20 protein-coding genes are annotated in these 23,848 nt (G+C 62.4%); 7 read left to right on the top strand and 13 right to left on the bottom strand.

Going from position 1 to position 23,848, the window contains the following annotated elements:
* Positions 1–203: 203 nt before the first annotated feature.
* A complete protein-coding gene (gene slyD, locus BTW08_RS10925; protein WP_075562628.1) occupies positions 204–686 on the bottom strand; it encodes a peptidylprolyl isomerase in 483 nt (160 codons plus the stop codon).
* Positions 687–889: 203 nt separating this feature from the next.
* Here slyD and BTW08_RS10920 point away from each other — a divergent pair, with 203 nt between their 5' ends.
* Positions 890–1,177 (top strand): hypothetical protein, encoded by a 288-nt coding sequence (locus tag BTW08_RS10920; protein WP_075562558.1) that lies wholly within the window; start codon positions 890–892, stop codon positions 1,175–1,177.
* 123 nt (positions 1,178–1,300) lie between these two features.
* Here BTW08_RS10920 and BTW08_RS10915 read toward each other — a convergent pair whose 3' ends face one another.
* From BTW08_RS10915 to BTW08_RS10880, 8 genes are all read right to left on the bottom strand, one after another.
* The gene (locus BTW08_RS10915) at positions 1,301–2,287 is read right to left on the bottom strand and encodes a lipid A deacylase LpxR family protein (RefSeq protein WP_075562557.1); all 987 of its coding nucleotides are present in this window, start codon (positions 2,285–2,287) and stop codon (positions 1,301–1,303) included.
* 204 nt (positions 2,288–2,491) lie between these two features.
* Positions 2,492–2,959, bottom strand: coding sequence for a glycine zipper 2TM domain-containing protein (locus BTW08_RS10910; protein WP_075562627.1), 468 nt, complete (start codon positions 2,957–2,959; stop codon positions 2,492–2,494).
* A 169-nt stretch (positions 2,960–3,128) separates the two neighbouring features.
* Positions 3,129–4,304 carry a cupin domain-containing protein gene (locus BTW08_RS10905; RefSeq protein WP_075562556.1) on the bottom strand — a complete coding sequence of 392 codons (1,176 nt, stop codon included), beginning with the start codon at positions 4,302–4,304 and terminating at the stop codon, positions 3,129–3,131.
* 37 nt (positions 4,305–4,341) lie between these two features.
* The gene (purB, locus tag BTW08_RS10900) at positions 4,342–5,706 is read right to left on the bottom strand and encodes an adenylosuccinate lyase (RefSeq protein WP_075562626.1); all 1,365 of its coding nucleotides are present in this window, start codon (positions 5,704–5,706) and stop codon (positions 4,342–4,344) included.
* 67 nt (positions 5,707–5,773) lie between these two features.
* Entirely contained in the window at positions 5,774–6,418 is a 645-nt protein-coding gene (hflD, locus tag BTW08_RS10895; protein ID WP_075562555.1) for a high frequency lysogenization protein HflD, read from the bottom strand.
* Positions 6,415–7,683, bottom strand: coding sequence for a tRNA 2-thiouridine(34) synthase MnmA (gene mnmA / locus BTW08_RS10890; protein ID WP_083627822.1), 1,269 nt, complete (start codon positions 7,681–7,683; stop codon positions 6,415–6,417). Before mnmA ends, hflD begins: the two co-directional genes overlap by 4 nt.
* 176 nt (positions 7,684–7,859) lie before the next feature.
* On the bottom strand, positions 7,860–8,309 hold the full coding sequence (locus BTW08_RS10885) for an NUDIX hydrolase (RefSeq protein ID WP_075562554.1): 450 nt from the start codon (positions 8,307–8,309) through the stop codon (positions 7,860–7,862).
* A gap of 137 nt (positions 8,310–8,446) precedes the next feature.
* Entirely contained in the window at positions 8,447–9,049 is a 603-nt protein-coding gene (locus BTW08_RS10880) for a pseudouridine synthase (protein WP_075562553.1), read from the bottom strand.
* Positions 9,050–9,350: 301 nt separating this feature from the next.
* On the opposite strand from BTW08_RS10880, the gene clpS reads away from it, so the two are divergent.
* Together clpS and clpA are read left to right on the top strand one after the other, a co-directional pair.
* The gene (gene clpS / locus BTW08_RS10875) at positions 9,351–9,686 is read left to right on the top strand and encodes an ATP-dependent Clp protease adapter ClpS (RefSeq protein WP_245392174.1); all 336 of its coding nucleotides are present in this window, start codon (positions 9,351–9,353) and stop codon (positions 9,684–9,686) included.
* Positions 9,687–9,806: 120 nt separating this feature from the next.
* Positions 9,807–12,071 (top strand): ATP-dependent Clp protease ATP-binding subunit ClpA, encoded by a 2,265-nt coding sequence (gene clpA / locus BTW08_RS10870; protein WP_075562551.1) that lies wholly within the window; start codon positions 9,807–9,809, stop codon positions 12,069–12,071.
* 160 nt (positions 12,072–12,231) lie between these two features.
* Here clpA and infA read toward each other — a convergent pair whose 3' ends face one another.
* The 3 genes from infA to aat all read right to left on the bottom strand — a co-directional run bounded on the left by infA (position 12,232) and on the right by aat (position 14,199).
* Positions 12,232–12,450: a translation initiation factor IF-1 gene (gene infA, locus BTW08_RS10865; RefSeq protein WP_013332816.1), complete on the bottom strand. Its 219-nt coding sequence runs from the start codon at positions 12,448–12,450 to the stop codon at positions 12,232–12,234.
* 301 nt (positions 12,451–12,751) lie between these two features.
* Positions 12,752–13,510, bottom strand: coding sequence for an arginyltransferase (locus BTW08_RS10860; protein ID WP_075562550.1), 759 nt, complete (start codon positions 13,508–13,510; stop codon positions 12,752–12,754).
* Entirely contained in the window at positions 13,507–14,199 is a 693-nt protein-coding gene (aat, locus tag BTW08_RS10855; RefSeq protein WP_075562549.1) for a leucyl/phenylalanyl-tRNA--protein transferase, read from the bottom strand. Before aat ends, BTW08_RS10860 begins: the two co-directional genes overlap by 4 nt.
* 156 nt (positions 14,200–14,355) lie before the next feature.
* On the opposite strand from aat, the gene BTW08_RS10850 reads away from it, so the two are divergent.
* The 3 genes from BTW08_RS10850 (at position 14,356) to lolA (ending at position 21,334) form a co-directional block, all read left to right on the top strand.
* Complete coding sequence (locus tag BTW08_RS10850) at positions 14,356–16,389, top strand: Cache 3/Cache 2 fusion domain-containing protein (protein ID WP_075562548.1); 2,034 nt, start codon at positions 14,356–14,358, stop codon at positions 16,387–16,389.
* A gap of 343 nt (positions 16,390–16,732) precedes the next feature.
* The gene (locus BTW08_RS19365; protein ID WP_246837713.1) at positions 16,733–20,470 is read left to right on the top strand and encodes a DNA translocase FtsK 4TM domain-containing protein; all 3,738 of its coding nucleotides are present in this window, start codon (positions 16,733–16,735) and stop codon (positions 20,468–20,470) included.
* Between the two features lie 207 nt (positions 20,471–20,677).
* Positions 20,678–21,334: an outer membrane lipoprotein chaperone LolA gene (lolA, locus tag BTW08_RS10835; RefSeq protein WP_075562547.1), complete on the top strand. Its 657-nt coding sequence runs from the start codon at positions 20,678–20,680 to the stop codon at positions 21,332–21,334.
* Between the two features lie 181 nt (positions 21,335–21,515).
* Here lolA and BTW08_RS10830 read toward each other — a convergent pair whose 3' ends face one another.
* Positions 21,516–22,868: a replication-associated recombination protein A gene (locus BTW08_RS10830; protein WP_075562546.1), complete on the bottom strand. Its 1,353-nt coding sequence runs from the start codon at positions 22,866–22,868 to the stop codon at positions 21,516–21,518.
* A 394-nt stretch (positions 22,869–23,262) separates the two neighbouring features.
* On the opposite strand from BTW08_RS10830, the gene BTW08_RS10825 reads away from it, so the two are divergent.
* Positions 23,263–23,805, top strand: a complete 543-nt coding sequence (locus tag BTW08_RS10825) for a hemerythrin domain-containing protein (protein WP_075562625.1) — start codon at positions 23,263–23,265, stop codon at positions 23,803–23,805.
* Positions 23,806–23,848 lie beyond the last annotated feature (43 nt).

The raw sequence follows: 23,848 nt of genomic DNA, 5'->3' as shown, positions 1-23,848 counted from the left end.
TGCTTGCAGACTTTTCAGTATCGACAGCGTCGAGGCTGTGAAGCGAGGGGCAGAGTCAGTCCATTGATGATGGGTCGTGGGACCAACAAGTGGTACTGAGAGTGGCACTAAAAAGTGGCACTGAAAATGGTACAAAAAAGGGCAGCCGAGAGGCTGCCCTTTTTGCGTATCGACGAACGATCTCGCCGGACAAGGCCCGGAGATCAGTGCTCGTGACCGCCTTCGCCGTGGACATGACCGTGAGAGACTTCTTCTTCGGTCGCTTCGCGAACTTCAGCGATTTCGACGTCGAAATTCAGCTTCTCGCCAGCCAGCGGATGGTTGCCGTCTACGGTCACGGTATCACCTTCGACCTTGGTGATCGTGACCATGAGCGGTCCTTCCTGAGTCTGGGCCTGGAACTGCATGCCGGGCTGCACTTCGTCGACACCCTGAAAGGCGTCCCGGGGCACTTCCTGCACCAGTGCCGGCTGCACTTCACCGTAACCTTCTTCCGGAGCGACCGCGACCTGGAGCTTGTCTCCGCTACCGTGACCCTCGAGCTCTTTCTCGAGACCCGGGATGATGTTGCCCGAACCGTGTAGATAGGTCAGGGGATCCCGACCTTCTGAACTGTCCAGTACCTCTCCCGCATCATTGGTCAATGTATAGTGGAACGCGACCACGGAGTTCTGGGCAATTTGCATCTCGAAACCTTTGCGTTTGTGCATGTCTCCCATATCCTAACGTGCCAAGACGATTCTGTCAGGTCGCAATGCGGCAGAAGTTCGACTGACACGAGGTTATCTGCTGCCGGAAACGCCGGGTGCGGCGGTTGCGAAGCCCTTCGGGTGTGGTTAACCTTCCTTGAGGATAACCCCTCTTTTCTGCGGTTGAGGAGAAGTTCGTCATGACCGTTTTTATCGTTTGGCTGATTGCCTTTATCGTCTTGTCGTTTCTGGCGCTCAAGGCTTGGGATGGCGCGCTCGGCGGCGCGATCATGCGTTGGCTGCCGGTCCAGCTGCGCGGTGATCCCGCTCAGGATCGCTGGGTGATGGCCGTTGCCCTGGGCGTATTGGGCGCCACTTTCATCATCAACCCGGTTTCCATGCTGCTGACGCTCATTCTGCTGGCGCTGGGGGTGTGGGTCGGCAAGCGCCTTGCCTGCTGGGGTATGCGCAAAGCCAAGCTGCACTGAAGGTAGTGCTGGGCCCTCGCGGTCAGCTCGATACGGCAGCGGGCGGTGCTTCAGGCACCGCCCGCTGCTGTTTTCATGGCCTCGATCATTCGATTCGGAATGAAGGTGATGGCCGACGAGGTGTCAGAGCCAGGTCGAGAGGGTGAGAGAACCGAACTGATCGCCGTTGTCCTGGCTTTCGAACTCATGGGTGCGCCAGACCGAGCTGTAGGTCAGCTGCCAGCGGTTCCAGGATAGCGCCAGGCCGAGCTGAGCGTCTCCCACCCAAGGACGGCGATCGACCGAATGGCTGTCTTCGAACGTATTGCCATCGAGCAGCATGTTGTAAGCCATAAGGCGCCCTTCGACGTTGGCGAAGAGATACCAGTTGAAGCCGCTGTTTTTCTCGAAAAAGATCCGACTGCCTTGGGAGGGCGCCACCGCAGGGATACCGAAACTCTTGTCGAGTCCCTGGCCCAGGCGCAGACCGAGCCCCGTCGCACCGTAGGTGTAGAGGTTGCCGACCGCGACACCGACGGAAGGGCCGTACTCCGCTTCCAGAGCGCCCAACTGACCCTGCTTCCACCATGCCGTCTGATAGGCGACATTCACGAATGGCTCGTTGCGTAGCTGATTGTGCCAGCCTTTGGGCTCGTCACTGTCGATCAAGTGATGGAAATTCTGCTGCACCGTATGGCCGCCGGCACCCGGGCCGACGAGACCCACGTCGAAGAAGAGTCCGCTGGTTCGTCTCCATCCCGTCAGCTGCTGATCGTCGAACAGCGATAGCCCTGCGTAGAGTACGCCGGCATAGGGGCGATCATCCTCGATCAGACCACGCTCACTGATGTCTTCCGGCGTGTAGATCTGCTGGCCTACGCGGTAGGCGGCTCCGTCGAGCGCGGATGCACTCCATCCGGGAATGACGCCGGCCAGCTCCCGTGTCCAGTGATCAGGGCCAGGTCTGAAAGACCAGTCTCCCTCGAAGCCGTTGGTGTAATGGCCGTCGTCACCGCTGGCGAATATGTCGTTTTCCGATTTCAGGGTCAGAATGCCGTCTGCCCAGACAGAGCTGGAGATCGCAGCCATGACAATGGCCAACCCGGTGTGCGTCCAAAGGTTCCCTTTCATGAATCGTTCTGTTCCCTTAAACGAATGATGTGACACTTGAAACATACAATAACGTATGTAAAGTGTCGATGCATCCGAAATTGGTAACGCGCTAACAAAAAAAACGGCGCCCGAGGGGCGCCGTTCGAAGGTGATACCGTTGCAGTGACTCTGGAATCGTCATTTCCGTCGCCGTGTCGCAGCTCCGGAAACGTCGCGGCCGACTCAGTAAGGCGCGACGCTGACGCTGGAGCCGCTCGCGACCAGCTTGACGCGCTGGCCCACCTGCCAGTTGCGATCGGCTTTCTGAACCACGACCACGCTCTGACCACTGTCCTGACGAATCTCCAGCTCGTAGCCATCGACGCGATCGGTAGCCTGCTGAACCTTGCTGCCCGCGATAGTGCCGCCGAGGGCGCCAGCGGCCGTGGCGATGGTGCGTCCTGAGCCGCCACCGACCTGATTGCCCAGCAGGCCACCGATAACGGCGCCGCCCAGGCTGCCCAGAACGCTCTCACCGTTACCGCCCTGAATTTGTACCGGGCGCACCGACTGGATCGTACCGTAGCTGACGGATTGCGCGGTGCCAGCCTGATCCCCGCGATAGACATCTCCTGAGTACGTGGAGGTGTTGGTACAACCGGCCAGGGCCAGCAGGCTCATGACGAGTGCGGGGGCAATGAGTCGTTTCATCATCGAATTCTCCTTAACATCCAGGTAGGCGTTGATAGCCAGCATACTAAAACGGTGTTTTAAAACCAATCCAGCGTTTTTGGCTCATCGGGAACGGAATCACGTCCGGTTATCTTGCCCGTCTAGAGTGTAGGGGGCGCCGGCAGATTTTGCTTTACCATCCCGCGAGTCATTCCTCGTCATCGATGCCGCTCAGGCTGCCGCTGTCGAGAAGTGCGGCGAGCACGCGCTCGCTGTCGGGATAAGCCAGCACGTCGGCATCGATGAGAGACTTCGCCGCCAGATACCGGGCCAGCGCTGGATCGCAGACGACCGCGTCGCCGTCCACGAACAGCGTGGCCCGGGCGTCGTCCTGGCGCCGCCAGGCGAAGCGCGAGCCCGGGCTGCGAACCAGCTGCTCACCGCGTTCTAGCGAAGCGCGCAAATCCTCCGGCGTCGTCGCGGACTCCGCCGGTACGACCTGATCCAGATACTTGGGCTGAGTCATCGCGCGGCCGAACCACTGGGCCATCTGCTCCGGACGATCAATGGCGCTCAGCAGCAGATCTCGGACTCGTGCGATGGCCTGATCGTCCAGTTCGCCGACATCGAGGGGCGGCTGCAGATCGGCGTCGCCGTAGCGCTGACTATCGCCGAGCTGCTCCCCGATATAGTCCGCGTAAGAGGTTACGACCTCGTCGGCGGACGGAGCGCGAAAGCCGATGGAGAAGGTCATGCAGTCTTCGGATTCGCTGACGCCGTGATGGGCGACGCCGGGGGGGAGATAGAGCATATCTCCCGGTTCCAGCACCCACTCCTGACCGGCTTCGACACTGAAGTTTTCCAGGATACGCAGATCGATTCCGGGGATCAGGCTGGCCTTGTCGCCGGGGCTGCCCCCCAGCTGCCAACGGCGCTTGCCGCTGACCTGCAGTAGAAAGACATCGTATTGATCGACGTGGGCACCGACGCTGCCGCCGGGCGGCGCGTAACTGACCATGACGTCATCGAGCCGCCAGCTCGGCACGAAATCGAAAGCTTCCAGCAGCTCGGCGACTTCCGGGACATAGTGATCCACCGCCTGCACCAGCAACGACCAGCCGCTGGTGGGCAGGCGCGAGAACGTCTCGTCGTCGAACGGGCCATGGCTGACCTGCCACGCCTTATCCGGGCCGTTCTCTTCCACCAGTCTGGCTTCGATCCCTTCCTCGCAGGCCAGCCCGGCGAGATCGTCCGGCTCGAGCGGCGAGACGAAATCGGGGAGGGCACCGCGAATCAACAGCGGTGATTTCTGCCAGTGCTGGCTGAGAAACTGGGCGGGCGTGAGGCCGCCGAGCAGCGTGCGGGGCGTATTGGCCGACGTCATGTCCGTTCTCCTGCCTGGAAGGTTCGTGTAAGAGGAATCAGAGTGCCCTGGCCTGATCGACGGCGTTGCCGATGTAGGTGGCCGGGGTCAGCGTCTTGAGTTCGGCCTTGACCTCGTCCGGCAGCGCCAGGGTCTCGATGAAGGCGGCAAAGCCGGCCTGATCGACGCGCTTGCCGCGGGTCAGCTCCTTGAGCTTCTCGTAGGGCTTTTCGATGCCGTAACGGCGCATCACGGTCTGAATCGGCTCGGCCAGCACTTCCCAGTTCTGATCCAGATCGTCGGCGAGGCGCTGCGGGTTGGCCTCCAGCTTGCCGATGCCCTTGAGTGCGGCTTCATAGGCGATCAGGCCGTACGCCAGACCGACGCCCAGATTGCGCAGTACGGTGGAATCGGTCAGGTCGCGTTGCCAGCGAGAGATCGGCAGCTTGCGAGCCAGATGATCCAGCAGCGCATTGGCCAGCCCCAGGTTGCCCTCGGAGTTCTCGAAGTCGATCGGGTTGACCTTGTGCGGCATCGTGGAGGAGCCGATCTCGCCCGCGACGGTGCGCTGCTTGAAGTAGCCCAGCGAGATATAGCCCCACACATCGCGGTCGAAGTCGATCAGGATGGTGTTGAAGCGGCTGATCGCATCGAACAGCTCGGCGACATAGTCGTGAGGTTCGATCTGGGTAGTGTAGGGATTGAAGGTGAGCCCCAGGGATTCGACGAACACCGCGGCGTTTTCGGCCCAGTCGATTTCCGGGTAGGTAGCGAGATGCGCGTTGTAGTTACCCACGGCGCCGTTGATCTTGCCCAGCAGTTCGACCGATTCGATCTGCTTCAACTGACGCTGCAGGCGATAGGCGACGTTGGCCATCTCCTTGCCCAGCGTGGTGGGGCTGGCGGTCTGGCCGTGAGTTCGCGACAGCATCGGCTGTTCGGCATGCTCGTGGGCCAGCCTGGCGACGGCGTCATGCACCTGGCGCATCGTCGGCAGCAGGGTGGTCAGGCCGTCGCGCATCATCAGTGCGTAGGAAAGGTTATTGATGTCTTCGCTGGTGCAGGCGAAGTGCACGAATTCGGTGATGGCGTGCAGCTCGGGCTGATCGGCGATCGCTTCCTTGATGAAGTACTCGACCGCCTTGACGTCATGGTTGGTGGTGCGCTCGATGGTCTTGATCCGCTCGGCGTCGGCGATCGAGAAATCCTTGACCAGCGCATCCAGAAACGCCTGCGACGACGCGGAGAGCGGCGGCACTTCGGCGATGCCCGGGTGAGCCGCCAGCCGTTCCAGCCAGCGCACCTCAACGGTCACACGGGCGCGGATCAGGCCGAACTCGCTGAAATGTTCACGCAGCGGCGCGGCTTTGGCGGCATAGCGACCGTCAACGGGTGAGAGGGCGGTCAGTGCAGAGAGTTCGATCATCGTGGGTTCCCGAAACGTCGCGCGAGCAGAGAGTTCGCGGTGAAGAAAGTCGTGCGGCTCGAAGTCAATGGGTGTCGAGCTGGCGAAGGGTGCGCTTGATCGCGCCGCGCTGGAATATCAGCCGCCAGCGGCGGCCACCTTGCTGGTGCCACAGCAGCGCGAAGCGAACCCCGGCGAGCAGCGCGGTGCGGATACGTTCCGGCATGCCGGGGCTCTGCAGCAGGCTCGGTTCGCCCTGCACCACGATCCGGTAGCGGAAAGTGGAAAGGGTCTCCTGATAGAGCTCGCCCAGGCTGGCGATGACGTTCTCGTGGCTTTCGCCGAAATGTTCGGCCTGGCCCTGCACGCGGCCGAGGCGCTGCCCGAGGGTACTCATCATGGCATCGTCCTGGCGCAGTTTCTGCATCAGCAGAACCATCGAGAAGCCGTAGCGCATTACCGCCGGTTGGGCATTCTGTCGTGACATCACCGTCAACAGAGTGTCGATGCCCTGTCGCAGGTTGTTGTGATGACCGCCATAGATCGACTCGAAGCTAGGTGGATCGGTATCCAGCGTGGCATGGATCAAGGTGCTCCAGGCGCGTTCGTCGCAGTGTCCCGTGCGGGCGAGCTGATCGACCACGGCAGCGGCCTGAAAAACGCCGGCTAGGGCAAGTGCCTGGCGACTGGTGCTGTCGAGCGGTGCCGATTGGATGGGCGTCGGGTTCATGCCGGGCGCTGGCTCCCTGTCGTTGCGGTCGTCGCTGCGCTAGCCGTAGTGGCAAATGAAGTGGCAAAGGTGGACGTGCCCGTCAGCTCGGCAACGGCCGCCGTGTCGGCCGTGGTCGTGGCACGTATGACCGCGCCGCCAAGACAGACCTCACCGTCGTAGAGCACCAGTGATTGCCCCGGGGTGACGGCGCGCTGCGGGTCGTCGAAGCGAACTTCGAGTTCGCCGTCGTCCAGCAGCGTTACCTCGCAAGCGACATCCTGCTGGCGATAACGGGTCTTGGCGCTCAGGCGGCGCTTCGCTGGCGCTTCGCCGGCAATCCAGGCCGCCGGTTCGCAGTAGACGACATCGCTGTAGAGCAGCGGATGCTCACCCTGAACCACGATCAGCACGTTGCGTTCGAGGTCCTTGGTGGCAACGAACCAAGGGTCTTCGCTGTGATCCTTGAGGCCGCCGATGCCCAGCCCACGGCGTTGCCCCAGGGTGTAGTACATCAGGCCCATGTGCTCGCCGACCACGTCGCCTTCCGGGGTTTCGATGCGGCCGGGTTGCGCCGGCAGATACTGCCGGAGGAAATCACTGAAGCGGCGCTCGCCGATGAAACAGATCCCCGTGGAATCCTTCTTGCGCGCCGTGGCCAAGCCGTGACGCTCGGCCAGCGCCCTGACGGCCGGCTTCTCCAGCTCGCCTACGGGGAAGAGCGTACGGGCGATCGCGGTTCCCGGCACGGCGTGCAGGAAGTAGCTCTGATCCTTGTTGCCATCGAGCCCCTTGAGCAGCCGAGCCTGGCCATTGCCGTCGTCGTCCTTGCGAACGTAATGTCCTGTCGCGATGAGGCCCGCGCCGAGCATCTCGGCGTAGTCGAGGAAGACTTTGAACTTGATCTCGCGGTTGCACAGGATGTCCGGATTGGGCGTCCGACCTGCCTGGTACTCGGCCAGAAAATGTTCGAAGACGTTGTCCCAGTACTCGGCGGCGAAGTTGGCCGTATGCAGTTTGATGCCGAGCGTGGCGCAGACCGCCTCGGCGTCTGCCAGATCGGCCATCGCGGTACAGTAGTCGGTGCCGTCGTCCTCGTCCCAGTTCTTCATGAACAGGCCTTCGACGTGATAGCCCTGCTGGATCAGCAGTAACGCCGTCACGGAGGAGTCGACGCCGCCCGACATGCCGACGATGACTTTTCGGGCGTCCTGGCGGGGAGCCGGCGACGCAGAGCCTTCGCTGGGCGAGCGCGCGGTATCGCTGGATGAGCTGGCTGTGGTCATGGCACTTCCCCGACGACAATGAGCAGGCAGCGCCGGAATCGGCGCCCAGCGCATTTCTGCTGCCTGAATAAATGACCGGCGATTATAGCCGAAAGCGGGCTGTCGCATCGAGTCCATCCGATGGAGTGCGATGAGCCAGTTGGCGGGAGCGGCCTGCCCGGACGGCGTAGCCGGTCTCAGCGCTCGCGAATGACCTCGAGGGGATAGCGGCGGCCGTCGCGGGCATCGCGCAACCTCTGCATCACGACGGGAGTGCGCAGCCGGCGGCCGCGGTCGAGATCGTCGATCTCGTCGAAGGTCAGCCAGTGTGCGCTGATGATGCCTTTGTCTAGGGTGTTGCCCAGATGAGCCAGCGGCAAACTGAGAAAGGCGTGGCTGTGAAAGGTGAGCCCATCGGGCGTCTGGTGAACATACAGGCCCAGGTAGTCGGTGATGGCGACCTGCCAGGCCGACTCTTCACGGACCTCTCGTTCGGCAGCCGCGATCAGGCGCTCTCCGCGCTCCAGGTGTCCGGCAGGCTGGTTGAACAGACTGAACGGCCCGCCGCGATCCTCTTCCACCATCAGGTAACGACCGGCCCGTTCCACGACCACGGCGACGGTCACGCGGGGTGTCCAGCGATTCATGTGATTTCTCCCAACTCGGTACGCCCAACTCGATACGCGGCCCTCGACACCGGGCCGCGGGGCTCACGCCGATCATACCCGGTCTGCGCCAATTCGAAAGTCCGCCAGCGGATATGCCGTTGCCGGATCGAATATGGTCAGCGTCTTCGACCCGGCCTCGAGCGTCCGGTCGGGGTCTGACGTGGCGAGCTCCGAGGAACGTTGACGGTTTCCCAGCGCCACTCACCGGGCTGCAGGCCGTCCAGACGCCATGGGCCGATCGCGACACGAATCAGACGCAGCGTGGGGTGGCCCACGTGGGCCGTCATCCGGCGAACCTGACGATTGCGCCCCTCGCGTAGCTCGATCGCCAGCCAGGTGGTGGGGATCGATTCACGATAACGCACCGGCGGATCGCGCGGTGCCGGCTCCGGCTCGGCCAGGCGCCTGACTCGGGAAGGCCGGGTCGGGCCATCCTTCAGAGTGACGCCCTCGCGCAGTGCCTTGAGGGCGGCCTCGTCCGGCTCGCCCTCGACCTGGACCCAGTACTGTTTCGGCAACTTGTGACGCGGATCGCTGATGCGGTGTATCAGGGCGCCGTCATCGGTCAGCAGCAACAGGCCTTCGGAATCGTAATCGAGGCGTCCAGCGGGATAGACGTCTCGCACGTCCAGATGGTCGGCCAGGGTGGGTCGGCCCTGGCCGTCAGTGAACTGACAGAGAACGTGATAGGGCTTGTGCAGTAGATAGATTCGACTCATGCCGGTCGCCGACGCGCCTCTGAGCGGATGGGTTGATGACCTTCGACAGAGCGACATCGTGGCGGTCGAGGGCTGTCGTGACTATTTTGAACAAGGACTTGTTTGAACGAGGGCTTGCATACGAACCCCGTCGGCCGCATCTTCAAGGAACCTCCGGGCTCCGATGGTATCCAATACCTGACCTCAGTCCCAACTCGTACCCGAGCCGATGCATCCAGGGCTTCATCCAGATTGTGCCAAAAACCGTATGTCAGAGATCGTAGAAAAACTATCGTCCTATCCGTTTCGGAGGTCATCGATTATGGGTATGACGCGGCCCCCTGATCCCGACCATCAGGAGCAGGGCGACGTCGCCGAGCAGGTTTCCGACCCGCAGCTGGCGCCACCGCCCATGTACAAGGTCGTGCTTTATAACGACGACTACACACCCATGGAGTTCGTGGTCGAGATCCTGCAGCGATTCTTCGTCATGGACAGCGAGAAAGCGGTGCAGATCATGCTTGCCGTTCACACCCAGGGCAAGGCGACCTGCGGCATCTTCACCCGCGACATCGCGGAGACCAAGTGTCATCAGGTCAACGAATATGCCAGAGAGTGTGAGCATCCCCTCATGTGTGATGTGGATGCCGCAGAGTAGAGAAACCGATAGCGGTCACATATCGTTGACGCATTTGTCCTAGAGGACTTGCGAAACCGCCCATTGTGCCCGATTGTGAAAGTGCCGACCGACGCCCTCAGTGGCTAAAAGGGGACTGCCATGTTGAGTAAAGAACTTGAACTCACCCTGAACACGGCCTTCACCGTGGCGCGCTCGAAGCGACACGAGTTTATGACCGTGGAGCACCTGTTGCTGGCGCTTCTCGATAATGCCTCGGCAGCCGATGTGCTGAACGCCTGCGGCGCGAACCTGGAAAAGCTTCGTGCCGATCTGCAGGACTTCATCAATTCCACGACCCCGCTGATTCCCGAAGAGCAGGAAGATCGGGAAACGCAGCCGACGCTGGGCTTCCAGCGTGTGCTTCAGCGTGCGGTCTTTCATGTGCAATCCTCCGGCAAGAGCGAAGTGACCGGTGCCAATGTGCTGGTGGCGATCTTCTCCGAGCAGGAGAGCCAGGCGGTCTATTTCCTCAAGCAGCAGAGCGTGGCGCGCGTGGATGCGGTGAACTACATCGCCCACGGCATCTCCAAGGTGGCCGGCCATGGCCAGTCACAGCAGCCGTCGCCGGAGTCCGAAGAGGGCGAGGAAGCGGTCGGCGAGAACGGTCAGAGCCCGCTCTCCAACTACGCCACCAATCTCAATGATCAGGCGCGCCTGGGCAAGATCGATCCGCTGATCGGCCGCGATCACGAGCTCGAGCGAGTGGTGCAGATCCTGGCGCGGCGGCGCAAGAACAACCCGTTGCTGGTAGGTGAGGCCGGGGTCGGCAAGACCGCCATCGCCGAAGGTCTGGCCAAGCGCATCGTCGAGGAAGACGTACCGGACGTCATCGCCGACGCAGTGGTCTATTCGCTCGATATGGGCGCATTGCTCGCCGGCACCAAGTATCGCGGCGATTTCGAGAAGCGGCTCAAGGGTTTGCTTGCCGATCTGCGCAAGCAGGACAACTCGATTCTGTTCATCGACGAAATCCACACGGTGATCGGCGCCGGCGCCGCTTCCGGCGGGGTCATGGACGCCTCGAATCTGCTCAAGCCGTTGCTCTCCTCGGGTGAGCTGCGCTGTATCGGTTCGACCACATTCCAGGAATTCCGTGGCATCTTCGAGAAGGACCGCGCGCTGGCACGGCGTTTTCAGAAAGTGGACGTGCCGGAGCCGACCGTCGAGGACACTATCCATATTCTCAAGGGGCTACGCGGGCGCTTCGAGGAGCACCATCAGCTGAAGTACACCGATGCGGCGCTCGAGAGTGCCGCGCGGCTGGCGGATCGCTACATCAACGATCGCCATCTTCCCGACAAGGCGATCGACGTCATCGACGAGGCCGGTGCGCACCAGCGTCTGCTGCCGCCGGAAGCGCGCATTGCCACGATCGATGTCGATCAGGTCGAGGCCGTGGTGGCCTCCATCGCGCGCATTCCACCGAAGAGCGTGTCCAGTTCGGATCGCAAGCTACTCTCCAATCTGGAGCGCGATCTGAAAATGCTGGTGTTCGGTCAGGACGAAGCGATCACCAGTCTTTCCGCCGCGATCAAGCTGTCACGCGCCGGGCTTAAGTCCCCGGACAAGCCGGTGGGCAGCTTCCTGTTCTCCGGTCCGACCGGCGTCGGCAAGACCGAAGTGGCGCGGCAGCTGTCGCTGCTGATGGGCATCGAGCTGGTGCGGTTCGACATGTCGGAATACATGGAGCGCCACACGGTATCGCGGCTGATCGGTGCGCCTCCGGGCTATGTCGGCTATGACCAGGGCGGGCTGTTGACCGAGGCGATCACCAAGCAGCCTCACTGCGTACTGCTGCTGGACGAAATCGAGAAGGCGCATCCGGAAGTCTTCAACCTGCTGCTGCAGGTAATGGACCATGGTCGTCTGACCGACAACAACGGCCGTGAAGCGGATTTCCGTCACGTGATCGTGATCATGACGTCGAACGCCGGTGCCGAGCAGATCTCGCGTCGCTCGATCGGTTTCCAGACTCAGGATCATTCGACCGATGGCATGGAAGTGATCCGTCGCACGTTCACGCCGGAGTTCCGCAACCGTCTCGACGGGATCATTCAGTTCCATGGTCTCGAGCCGTCCATCGTGCGCAATGTCGTCGACAAGTTCCTGGTCGAACTGCAGGCGCAGCTGGACGAGAAGCGGGTGCAGCTGGATGTCGATGACGACGCTCGTGCCTGGCTTGCCGAGAAGGGCTACGACCCGGAGATGGGGGCGCGTCCGATGGCCCGCGTCATCCAGGAGAAGCTCAAGAAGCCGCTGGCCGAGATGATCCTGTTCGGCGAGCTGGCCGAGAACGGCGGCCTGGTGCATGTGCGCGTCGAAAACGACGAGCTGCAGCTTGAGACCGAAGCCGAAATCGCCTGACGCAGCAGCGGCAAACGACAACGCCTCGCCATGGTCGACATGGCGAGGCGTTTTTGATTCTGTCGTCGTTTGCGTCGCCTGCCTGACGTGGAACCAGCGTGTCAGATGCGTTCAGGGAGGCGAGCGGCCGCTGGCGCGATGGGCCGAGCGAGTCGCGATATCAGCGAGAGCGGTAGACGATGCGGCCTTTGGAGAGGTCGTAAGGAGTCAGTTCCACTTTGACCTTGTCACCGGTCAGGATACGAATGTAGTTCTTGCGCATCTTGCCGGAAATATGGGCGGTCACGACATGACCGTTTTCCAGTTCGACGCGGAACATGGTGTTGGGAAGCGTGTCGACGACGACGCCTTCCATTTCGATGTGATCTTCTCGTGCCATATAGGCGATCCCTCTTGACGTTTTGAGCTAGGGCTTGGTGAGGGCCTGGCATGGCGCCTCGCGGTCGGCAATCGACGTAATATGACGCGAACAGCAGTGTCGCCGTCCACGTTATCATCGTGCCAGCCCGCCATTGGGCCTCTGAAGTGCGCGATATTATGGGCCATCTCGCCGGGGAAGGCAAAAATACGCTTGAAATCGAGCCGGAAGTCCCTGGCGAATGCCAGACCGGACCGCTTTTTCATCATGGCCGAGCCCGGTTTCGCTGGGGCGCTTTTGATAGGAGAGCGGTACTGTCGGATCAGGAGAGCGCTGCTGTCGGAACCATGCGCTGCCAGCGTCCGCCGTTGAGGTACTCGAGCGGCTGGTAGTCCTGCTTGTAACGCATTTTCTGGCTCTCCCGGATCCAGTAGCCCAAATAGACGTGGGGCAGGCGGCGTTCACGCGCGAGTTCGAGCTGGCTGAGGATGGCGAAGCTACCCAGCGAGCGTCGTTCGAATATCGGATCGGGGTCGAAGAAGGTGTAGATCGCCGAAAGTCCATGACTCAAGATATCTGTGGCGGCCACCGCCATCAGATGACCGCCGAGTCGAAACTCCAGCAGCTTGGCGAACGGATGCGCCTGGGTCAGAAACATCCGGTACTGCTCCCGGCTGGGCGGAAACATGTCGCCATCGGCATGGCGGGCGCCGATATAGCGGGCGTAGAGCGCGTAGTGATGCTCGTCGAACTCGGTCGGCCGCAGTCGCAGCGTCAGGTCCCGGTTGCGGTTGATCAGTTTGCGCTGCGTTCGAGACGGGGCGAAGTCATCCACCGGTATCCTGACCGACGTGCAGGCGCTGCAGGCCTCACAGTGGGGGCGGTAGAGATTGCTACCGCTGCGCCGGAAGCCCAGCAGGGTGAGCGCGTCGTAGACTTCCGGGGCTACGGTCTCCTGGGGATCGAGAAACAGCGTCGTTGCCTCTCGTCCCGGCAGATAACTGCAGGGATGTGGCACCGTCAGGAAGAAACGAAGGTCACGTGTCTGATGCTGCGGGCCATTCGCGTTGTCGCTGCTCACGTTGGCTCCGTTGGCCAGAGATCGGCCGGGTTGGGTGCGTTGACGTTTTTCTCAAGATAGTTGATGAACGTCTCGCGGGCGATGTCTCTCGCCCCCATGCTGGCCAGGTGCGGCGTGTGCATCTGGCAGTCGATCAACGCGAAGTCGCGCTGATGGAGTTCGTGTGCCAGATGAACCAGCGCGATCTTCGAGGCATCGGCGGCGCGGCTGAACATCGATTCACCGAAGAAGATTCGACCGATCGACAGCCCGTAGAGCCCACCGACCAGCGCCTCTTCTTGCCAGACTTCCACGCTATGCGCGTGTCCCAGCCGGTGCAGGTCCTCGTAGGCTCGACGCATGGCATCGTCGATCCAGGTGCCACCGGCGTCGGCGCGAGTCTCGGCGCAGGCGGCGATGACGCGTTCGAAGGCGCCGTCGAACGTCACGCTGAAACCCACGTTGCGTAGCCGCTTGGATAGACTTCTCCGGATCCGAATCTCTTCGGGGAACAGCACCATGCGCGGATTGGGCGACCACCACAAAATCGGCTGGCCTTCGGCGTACCAGGGGAAGATGCCATGACGGTAGGCGTTCAGCAGCCACTCGGGCGTCAACGCGCCGCCGACGGCGAGCAGCCCATCGGGATCATCGAGAGCGTGAGTGACCGGAGGAAAAGCGACGATATGGGGCGGTAGCCAGGGGAGCATGCATCACGACCGAATGAGAAAGCGGCTGAAAACGCCGGCCAGCATATCAATGCTGGTCGCATCTTGCGCGGTGCGGATTTTTTCTCGTGGGCATTATCAAGATTGTCATTGTCGCCGCCGATAGATTGTCCGACTACTCAACTCGCGGAAAGACTCATGGCTGCACTCCGACAGCGTCTTCGCCATGCCAGTATCGGTATCAAGCTGGCTTCCATCGTTGCCTTGTTACAGGTCGCCGTGCTGATGGGGCTGGCTTTCGCCATGGCCCAGTCAAGCACGACGCAGCTGCGTGCGGCCACCCAGCACGAACTGCAGACCCAGCAGGACTCCATCACCGACATGCTGTCGCTGTTCGATTACAGCCTGCAGCAGCAGGCCGATCGCTTCCTGAATATCTTTTCCGATCAGTATTCGGGCCGGTTCTCGTTGAGTCCGGATCAGCAGGTGGAGGTCTCCGGGCGCCAGACTCCGACGTTGAAAGATGGGCTGGAGGTGCTCAACGACAACACCTGGAAGCTCGATCGCTTTACCGCCCAGACCGGGACGCCGGCGACGATCTTCGCCCGTGATGGAGACGATTTCGTGCGGATCTCCACCTCTCTCAAGAACGAGGCGGGCGAGAGGGCAATGGGAACGTTGCTCAAGCGTGACTCTAAGAGCTACGCCAAACTGATGGCGAATGAGCCCTACATCGGCCTGGCCAATCTATTCGGGACTTCCTACATCACCAAGTACCAGCCGATTCAGGACAGCGATGGCAACGTAGTCGGGGCGCTTTTCGTCGGGGTCGATGTCAGCGCAGAGATGGCACAGGTGCAGAATCGCATTCGCGAAATGGGCATCGGCGATGCCGGCTACACCATGCTGATCTCGGCCGTAGGCGATGCACGGGGCCAGGTCATCGCCGGGGGGCCTTACGAGGGACAGAATCTGCTGGACGGCGAGCTGGCCGATACCTATGCGCCGCTCTTCGACCAGACAACCGGTGAGATCGACTACCAGGCCAGCGACGGTGACGAGCGCCTGGTCTCCTACTCCCGCTATTCGGAGTGGCAGTGGATCGTGGCCGGCTCGGTCTCGGTGGACGAGATCCAGGCCGGGGTCATTGCCGCGCGGGACCGCTTCCTGTTGATCGCACTGGGCTTGGCCGCGGCGCTGGGTCTGACGCTCTACTGGATCGTCAAGCAGCTGGTGACCCGACCGATGAACCGTGCGGTGGGTCTGGCACAGGCGCTGGCGCAGGGGGACCTGTCGCAGCGTATCGATACGCGCCGACGGGACGAGATCGGCCAACTGATCGCCGCCATGAACGGCATCGGCGACGGGCTCGAACGTATCGTCGGCCAGGTGCGCGGCGCGGTCGCCTTGACGGAAAATCATACTCGGGAACTGGCATCCGGGAATGCCGAACTGGCATCGCGCACCGAATCCCAGGCGGCCAGCCTCGAAGAGACCGCTGCCAGTACCGAAGAGATCAATGCCACGGTGCGCCAGAACGCGCAGCGAGCGCAGGAAAGTGACGAGCAGGCGCGACGCACGGCGCAGGCTGCCGGCGAGGCGCAGAGTACGGTCGAGGCCACGGCCGACGCCATGCAGCGTATCGTCGCCATGGCTCGTCAGATCTCCGAGGTCGTCGGAGTGATCGATGGCATCGCGTTTCAGACCAATCTGCTGGCTTTGAACGCTTCCGTCGAGGCCGCTCGGGCCGGCGAGCAGGGCAGAGGATTTGCCGTGGTTGCCCAGGAGGTGCGGAGTCTGGCGGAGCGTTGCGCGACCTCGGCGCAGGAGATCAAGGCGCTGATCGGCCGCACCGTCGACGAGGTCGATAGCGGCAATCTGCGAGCCGTCGAAGCAGGCGAGCGTGTCGCCGAAATCGTCTCCCAGGTGGAGCGCATCAGTACACTGATCTCGGAAATCCGTCTGGCCTCCGATGAGCAGTCCCACGGGATCGAGCAGATCAACGTGGCGATTTCACAGATCGACGAAAGTACGCAGAGTAACGCGGCGCTGGTGCGCCAGTCCCACGCCTCGACCCAGCAGCTTAGCGAGCAGAGTCGCGGGTTGGCCGATACCGTCGCCCTGTTTCGTCTGCGTCACGCGCCTCAGGTCGGTTCCGACGAATCCGAGACGGCTCCGCGGGTATCCGGCACCGGGCAGCGAACGGTGGTAGAGGATTCGCTGCCGGCCTGAATCGATAGGTTGCGAGATAGGGTTGCGAGATAGGGTTACGAGATAAGGCTGCAAGATAGGGCGACAATCGTAACGCCGCGAGCTAGCGGCGCCCCCTGTGATGTCGGCCCCGCCCCCGGTATGATGGCGAATCGAAAGAGCCGGACCCGCCAGTGGGTTCGGCCGCTGATCGCCAATGCCGCGAGCGGAATGGAATGCCGCCAGCGGCGTGGCAGTTGATTGTGCTACGCCACGCCAGATCTGGCGCGAGGGGGTTGATCATTTGAGTGCCAAGAGTTCGGCTAAGAAGAGCCGTCGTTCATCAACGCAAGCGCAAGCCAGGGAGCAGGCCCGCCACGTGATCATGCGCCTCCAGGGTGTGACTCGCGAGGGCGCGGTGATCCTGCTGCTCGCCATCTGCGTCTTTTTGCTGTTGGCGCTGTTCAGCTACACGCCGACGGATCCGGGGTGGTCGCACAGCGGACCGGATCAATCCGTCTCCAACTGGATGGGCCCGATCGGCGCCTGGCTATCCGACGTTCTCTACTCACTGTTCGGCGCCAGCGCGCTGTGGTGGCCGGGCATGTTCGGCCTCGGCGCATGGCGCCTGATGCGTCAGGCGCAGGTTCAGATCGCCTGGGATCCGGTCGCCCTGGCCGTTCACACCGGCGGTCTGCTGCTGCTGTTGATGAGCACCACGACGCTTGGCGATCTGCACTTCTACAGTGCGGCCAGCGAACTCCCCAATCAGGCCGGCGGTATTCTGGGCCGGGGTATCGCCGGCTCTCTCACCTCGCTGGTGGGGGTGAGAGGGACCACGCTGATCGCCATTGCCGCTTTCATGTCGGGCTTCACGCTGTTTTCCGGGATGTCCTGGTTGACGGTGATGGACGAACTCGGCAGTTCGCTCAGCCGCCTGTTCCATTGGTCGAAAGCGCGCGCCGGCGAGCGACGTGAGGTTCGCGAGACCCGCCGGCTCGACAGGGCCGAGGCGCGTCGCGAAGCGTCCATCGAGCCTGCGGGTGTCGAACGTGACGATGAGGAAGATTCGGTCAGCGAAGATGACACGCCACGCAAGACGGCGTGGTGGGCGCGCTGGTTGCCCTGGCACTGGTTATCCTGGAACAGGGCGCCGGATCTGGAGCAGTGGGACGACGACGCCGGCTATGCCCGGCAGAGCCGTCAGGAACCCGCCTGGGAAAACGCCGTCGGCGCGACCGACGGCGGCGAGCGTCGTGAATCCTCCCTTTGGCGCAACGATGGTCGCACGGACATTCCGTGGGACATCCCGGCGCGCACGCCGTCGGCCAAACGGCCGGAAGCGTCCTATACCGCTCGCCAGCAGCGCGACGAGAGCCGTGAGCCGACCCTGGGCTCCGTACCGCTGGATGCCACCCCGGCGCAAGATGGCGAGCCGACGCCGCGGCGCGCTTCGGCGGCAACGCGTCCGGTCACCGACGCTGGCGTACGCTCGTCCGGTGTCGAGCCGGCGTCGAATCGCATCTCCGCCCACGATCCGGTTCCAGGTATTGCTGCGAGTTCGGTGACAACGGCAGGCGCCAGGAACGAAGCCGATGCCAACGATAAAGCGTCGTCGGAGCCTCAGTCGGACAGTTCAGCATTCCGTGCCGACGTTACACGGCGACGTATTCCGGACGCCTTTCAGGCTCCTGCTGGTGCGCCCTCTGGCTTCGCCGGCAGAGTCGACCCTGAGATTTCCTCGCAAGGCGACGCTTCCCTCGGTGTCGATGAGAGGAAGGTCGATGAGAGGAATGTCGATGGCAGGGGCATCGATAAAAGGGGCGTCGATGAAAGGGGCGTTGATGAAAGGGGCGTTGATGAAAGGCAAGGCGCTGAAGCGACCTTCGACACGACTTCAGGCCTCGACAGACGTTCTGAAACCAACCGGCATTCGGCTCCCGAAGCAGGCCGCAGTTCGGTAGCGACGTCGTGGCCGTCTCGGGATGACGAGCGCCAGGTATCACCGGCAGATGAACCGCACTTCTCCGGCCTCGCGGCAGACGATGACGACGCACCCACGCAGCAGTGGGGCATTAGCGCCGATCGCCACGAGCCCGCGTCGACCTGGCAGCCAGAGGACGACGCCGATGACGAATCGGTCGCCGGCCCCCTCGAAACGTCGCCTTCCTGGCAGCAGGACGCTTCGCAAGATCGGTCCGGCATCGATTGGCGCAAGGCCGAAGCCGAGGGTGGCGAGATGCCGGCGGATCCGGCGCTTTCGGCCTTCCCGGATAATGAACCGGTCGATGAACCGGTCGATGAACCGGTCGATGAACCGGTTGATAGGCCAGCTCGATCCGCGACCGAAAGCCCGGCCCGACGTCAGGAGCCGCGTTTCGATATCGAGGATGACGCCGAGGCTGTGGACGACAACGATAGCGAGCTCTCCGGAGGAGCACGATCGTTTCAGCATGCGCCGGCACCTCAGCATTCGCTATCAGCGTCAGAATCGGCATCCGTGCCCAACGTGGCCACCGCCGCGCAGGCAAGGGCTGCGGCCAGCGATCAGCCGACGCTGTGGACGGTCGAACATCTGCAGAGCCAGCGCCCGGTGATGGACGACATGCCTGAGCCGAGTGGCAATCTGCCGTCGATTCGCCTGACCACGCCCGCTGATCCCGAGCAGCCCAACTACACCCCCGAGCAACTGGAGGACATGGCGGAACTGCTCGAGATGCGTCTGCGCGAATATGGCGTCAAGGCCGAAGTGGTCGAGACCTGGCCCGGCCCGGTCATCACCCGCTTCGAGATCCGTCCGGCGGCGGGCGTGAAGGTCTCCAAGATCAGCAACCTGGCCAAGGATCTGGCGCGTTCGTTGATGGTCAAGAGCGTCCGCGTGGTCGAGATCATTCCCGGCAAGCCCACGGTGGGCATCGAAATTCCCAATCCCAACCGGGCGATGATTCGCATTCGCCAGGTGCTGGATTCCGACGTCTATCAGAACGCGGAGTCCCCGGTCACCTTGGCTCTGGGCCAGGATATCGGCGGCAATCCGGTGGTCGCCAATCTCAACAAGATGCCTCATCTTCTGGTGGCCGGCACCACCGGCTCGGGCAAGTCGGTGGGTATCAACACCATGCTGGTGTCGATGTTGCTCAAGGCGACGCCAGACGAAGTTCGCATGATCATGGTCGATCCCAAGATGCTCGAGCTCTCCGTCTACGACGGCATTCCGCATCTGTTGGCGCCGGTCGTCACCGACATGAAAGAAGCGGCCAACGCGCTGCGCTGGTGTGTCGCCGAGATGGAGCGGCGCTACAAGCTGATGGCGGCGATGGGCGTGCGCAACATTGCCGGCTTCAACGCCAAGCTCGATGAAGCCGAGAGCCACGGGGCGCAGGTTCAGGACCCGATGTGGGAACCCCAGCCGTGGGAGATGCACCAGCCGCCGCCGACGCTCGCGAAGCTGCCCTACATCGTGGTGGTGATCGACGAATTCGCCGACATGTTCATGATCGTCGGCAAGAAGGTCGAGGAGCTGATCGCGCGTCTGGCCCAGAAGGCGCGAGCGGCGGGTATCCACCTGATCCTGGCGACCCAGCGGCCTTCGGTCGACGTGGTCACCGGCTTGATCAAGGCCAACATTCCCACGCGCATGGCGTTCCAGGTCTCGTCCAAGATCGATTCGCGCACGATCCTCGATCAGGGGGGCGCCGAGAACCTGCTGGGCCACGGTGACATGCTCTATCTGCCGGCCGGCGCCGGCATGCCGCAGCGGGTCCACGGTGCGTTCGTCGACGACGATGAAGTGCATCGTATCGTCGAGGACTGGAAACGCCGCGGCGAGCCGGAGTATATCGAGGAGATTCTTTCGGGCGGCGTTTCCGCCGACGCACTGGCAGGGCTCGAAGCCGACGGCGGCGATGGCGACGATGCCGAGCAGGATGCGCTCTACGACGAGGCCGTGCAGTTCGTCACCGAGACGCGGCGGGCCTCGATTTCCGCCGTGCAGCGTCGTTTCAAGATCGGCTACAACCGCGCCGCGCGACTGGTCGAGGCGATGGAACAGGCCGGCGTCGTGACCTCGATGGGTAACAACGGCTCACGCGAAGTGCTGGCCCCGCCCCCCGTCGGCCATTGAACGATCGCTGACGGCCACGGGGCAGCGTTAAACCCCGTGGCCGTTTTGCTGTCCAACGCTTCAACACGCCGAATGAAAGCTACTGGGAATGAAGGCCACTGGTAGATGATCGTCGGCCGAGATTCGCCAATTCACGACTCATCGTTTCAAGACTCGCCGTTCGAGGCTCGTCGTTCCAAGACTCGCTGTTTCAAGAAAGGAATATCCATGCGCAAGATGAAGACGTTGGCTATCGCCGGAGCCGTGTTGCTGGCGCCGGCATTGATGACCCAGGCGGCAGTGGCCGATCAGGCCTCTGCCGATCGCCTGACACATCTGCTGGAGCCGCTGAAGACTTATTCGGCGGATTTCGAGCAGCAGATTCTGGATGCGTCGGGGTCAAGCCTGCAGGACACCAGCGGTCATATGTGGCTGTCGCGGCCGGGGCATTTCCGCTGGGAAGTGAACGAACCCTATCGCCAGTTGGTCGTCTCCGATGGCGATGAAGTCTCGCTGTACGATCCGGATCTGGAGCAGGTCACCATCCAGCCGCTGGATGACCGCGTCACGCACACGCCGGCACTGCTGCTGTCGGGAAGCGCTTCGGAGCTGGCCGATAACTACGACGTGTCACGTCAGCAGCAGGGCGCCAGCGAGACCTTCACCCTGGTGCCGCAGGCCAATGACACCCTGTTCGAGCAGCTCAAGCTGACCTTCTACAGCGAGCAGCTCGATGCGCTGCAGATGACCGACAGCACCGGGCAGCGCACGGCGATCGACTTCGACAATGCCGAGACCAATACCGATATCGATCCGGCGCAGTTCCAGTTCCAGCCTCCCGAAGGCGCCGACGTGATTCGCGAGCAGTCGCCCGCGACACCGTAAGCGGTTCGTTCGTAGATTGATTCGCCCCCGCCGTGGTTCTCACGTCGGGGGCGAATTTTTCCTGCAGCGGTAGCAAGCTCGGCCGAATGGGCCGAGGGAGTTGGTTCCGCCAGGCAAGGGCGTCAATCAGGGTTCGGTGATCGGAACTCGTTGATTAGGGCCGTCGATCAGAGCTCTTCGATCAGGCCTCGCCATCGGCCTGTCGATCCAGCTCCTCGCGCCACGCCTGCATCTGCTGGAAACGCTTTTCGTGGCCGAACTCGCTGGCGGCGTAGAAGTGCGTTCTAGGGAGGTTCGGTGGCCAGCAGTCGTGGGCACTACCGGCCGGATAGCCGTTGGGCTCGCCATGAGCGTAGCGGTAGCCGTCACCATAGCCCAGCGACGCCATCAGCTTGGTAGGGGCGTTGCGCAGGTAGACCGGCACTTCGAGGTTGGGGTGTTCGGCGACGAACGCCTTGGCCTGGCTCCAGGCCTGATCGATGCGGTTGCTCTTCGGCGCGATCGCCAAGTGGATCGCGGCGTGGGCAATGGCGCGCTGGCCTTCGTAATCGCCGAGTCGCAGGTAGGCATCCCACGCCGCTATCACCAGCGGCAACGCGCGCGGGTCGGCATTGCCCACGTCTTCCGAGGCGATCGCCGCGAGACGTCTGGCGACATCCAGCGGGTCGCCGCCACCGCTGATGAACTGGGCCATGTACAGAAGGGCGGCATCGGGGCGCGAGGAGCGAATCGATTTGTGGATGGCCGACAGCAGGTCGTAATAGTGCTCGCCCTGCTTGTCGAAGGCGGCGGCCTGGTGGCCGATGACTTCGATCACCGCGTCGCGATCGAGATGCTCGCCGTGTTCGTCGGTCTTGACGAAATCGCAGGCGGTTTCGAGCAGGCCCAGGGCGCGCCGGGCGTCGCCGGAGGCCGCTCGCGCCAGGATCGAGAGCGTCTCGTCGCTGGCGCGGATGTTGCGCTGTCCAAGGCCCAGCGTCTCGTTGGCGAGGGCGCGCTTCAGCACCGTGATCAGCTCGTTGTCGTCGAGCGTCTTGAGCACGTAGACCCGTGCGCGGGAGAGCAGCGCCGAGTTGACCTCGAAGGAGGGATTTTCGGTGGTCGCGCCGATCAGCGTTAGCAGGCCCGATTCGACGTGCGGCAGCAGGGCGTCCTGCTGGCTCTTGTTGAGACGGTGAATCTCGTCGAGAAAGAGCAGGGTCTGGCGCTCGCGCATCTGTCCTTCGCGGGCGCGTTCGACCGCCGCGCGGATATCCTTGACCCCGGCCATGACCGCGGAGAGCTGCTCGAGCCGGGCACCGGAGGCCTCGGCGAGGATTTCGGCCAGCGTCGTCTTGCCGACACCCGGCGGCCCCCACAGGATCATAGAGCGAACGCTCGCCGTCTCGGCCATTCGACGTAGCGGTTTGCCGGGGCCGACCAGTGCCTGCTGGCCGACGTAGTCTTCCAGTCGGCGCGGTCGCATGCGATAGGCAAGAGGCGCGCTATCCGGCTGGGTGTCGCCTCGCGAGGCATCGTCGGTGAAGAGATCCATGGCATCATCCAGGCTGGCTGAGGGCAACGAAACCGTACATTTCGCTACAGCGATTCAGACGTTAGGCGTAGAGCGTTTATTCGGAAAACCGCTAGGGTAGGAAATTCTAGCGTGCCGTTGGCGATACGCCCAATTGCCCGTCGATTGGATCCGGTTCTTCACGGGTACCGTTTCCTCGCACACATGTTCTTCACAGAACACGTTCTTCACACAACACGGTCTTCGCACAACACGCTATTCTGGCATCACGCTATTGTTCTGACACCCGACGAGTCTGGAACTACACTTGGCTTGCGGTACGCTATTCTGGCATTGCGCCAACCTGGTATTACATCAGGCTGACAAGGCAGCGTGATCAAGATCGCGCTTCCCGGACAGGAGTCTCACCATGCCCATGCTGACCCAATTGCGTCAGGACCATGCCAACATGGCGCGCCTGCTGCATGTGTTGCAACTCAAACACAAGACACTGGCCGCTGGAGATCGTCCCGATTTTCGGCTGATTCGGGAAGTGGTCGATTACATCCTCGACTACATGAACGGGTTCACCATTCCCCTGGAGCGCATCTGCAGCGAACAGCTGGTGGCCAAGGAGTCGCACATCCATGAGCTGAGCAGTCGGCTGGCCGATGACTATCAGCATCTCCATCAGCAGTTGATGCAGCTGTCTCAGGATATCGACATGATCCTGATGGATGGCGTCATGCCGATGGACAAGTTTGCCGAAGATCTCCGCTCCTATCTCGAGGCGCATCGCGCCTATCTGCGCGCCGAACGCGAAGAGCTGTTCCCGCTGATCCGTGAGCACTTCGACGAGGAAGACCTGGCGCGCCTGGCCGAGGAGATGCCTGCCCAGGCCGGTGCCGAACTGGCGCGGCTGCAGGAGGCCTATCCGGAGCTGTACACCGAATTTCGCGAGGCTCCCTCTCCGCTATAGTCGTTTTCGACGCTGCGCCCCGGGGTGGCAATCGCCCCCGGCC

Source organism: Salinicola sp. MH3R3-1 (assembly GCF_001937155.1).
Taxonomy (GTDB): domain Bacteria; phylum Pseudomonadota; class Gammaproteobacteria; order Pseudomonadales; family Halomonadaceae; genus Salinicola; species Salinicola halophyticus.
The sequence above is the reverse complement of the archived record's forward strand: the minus strand, read 5'-3'. Positions and strand labels throughout refer to the sequence as shown.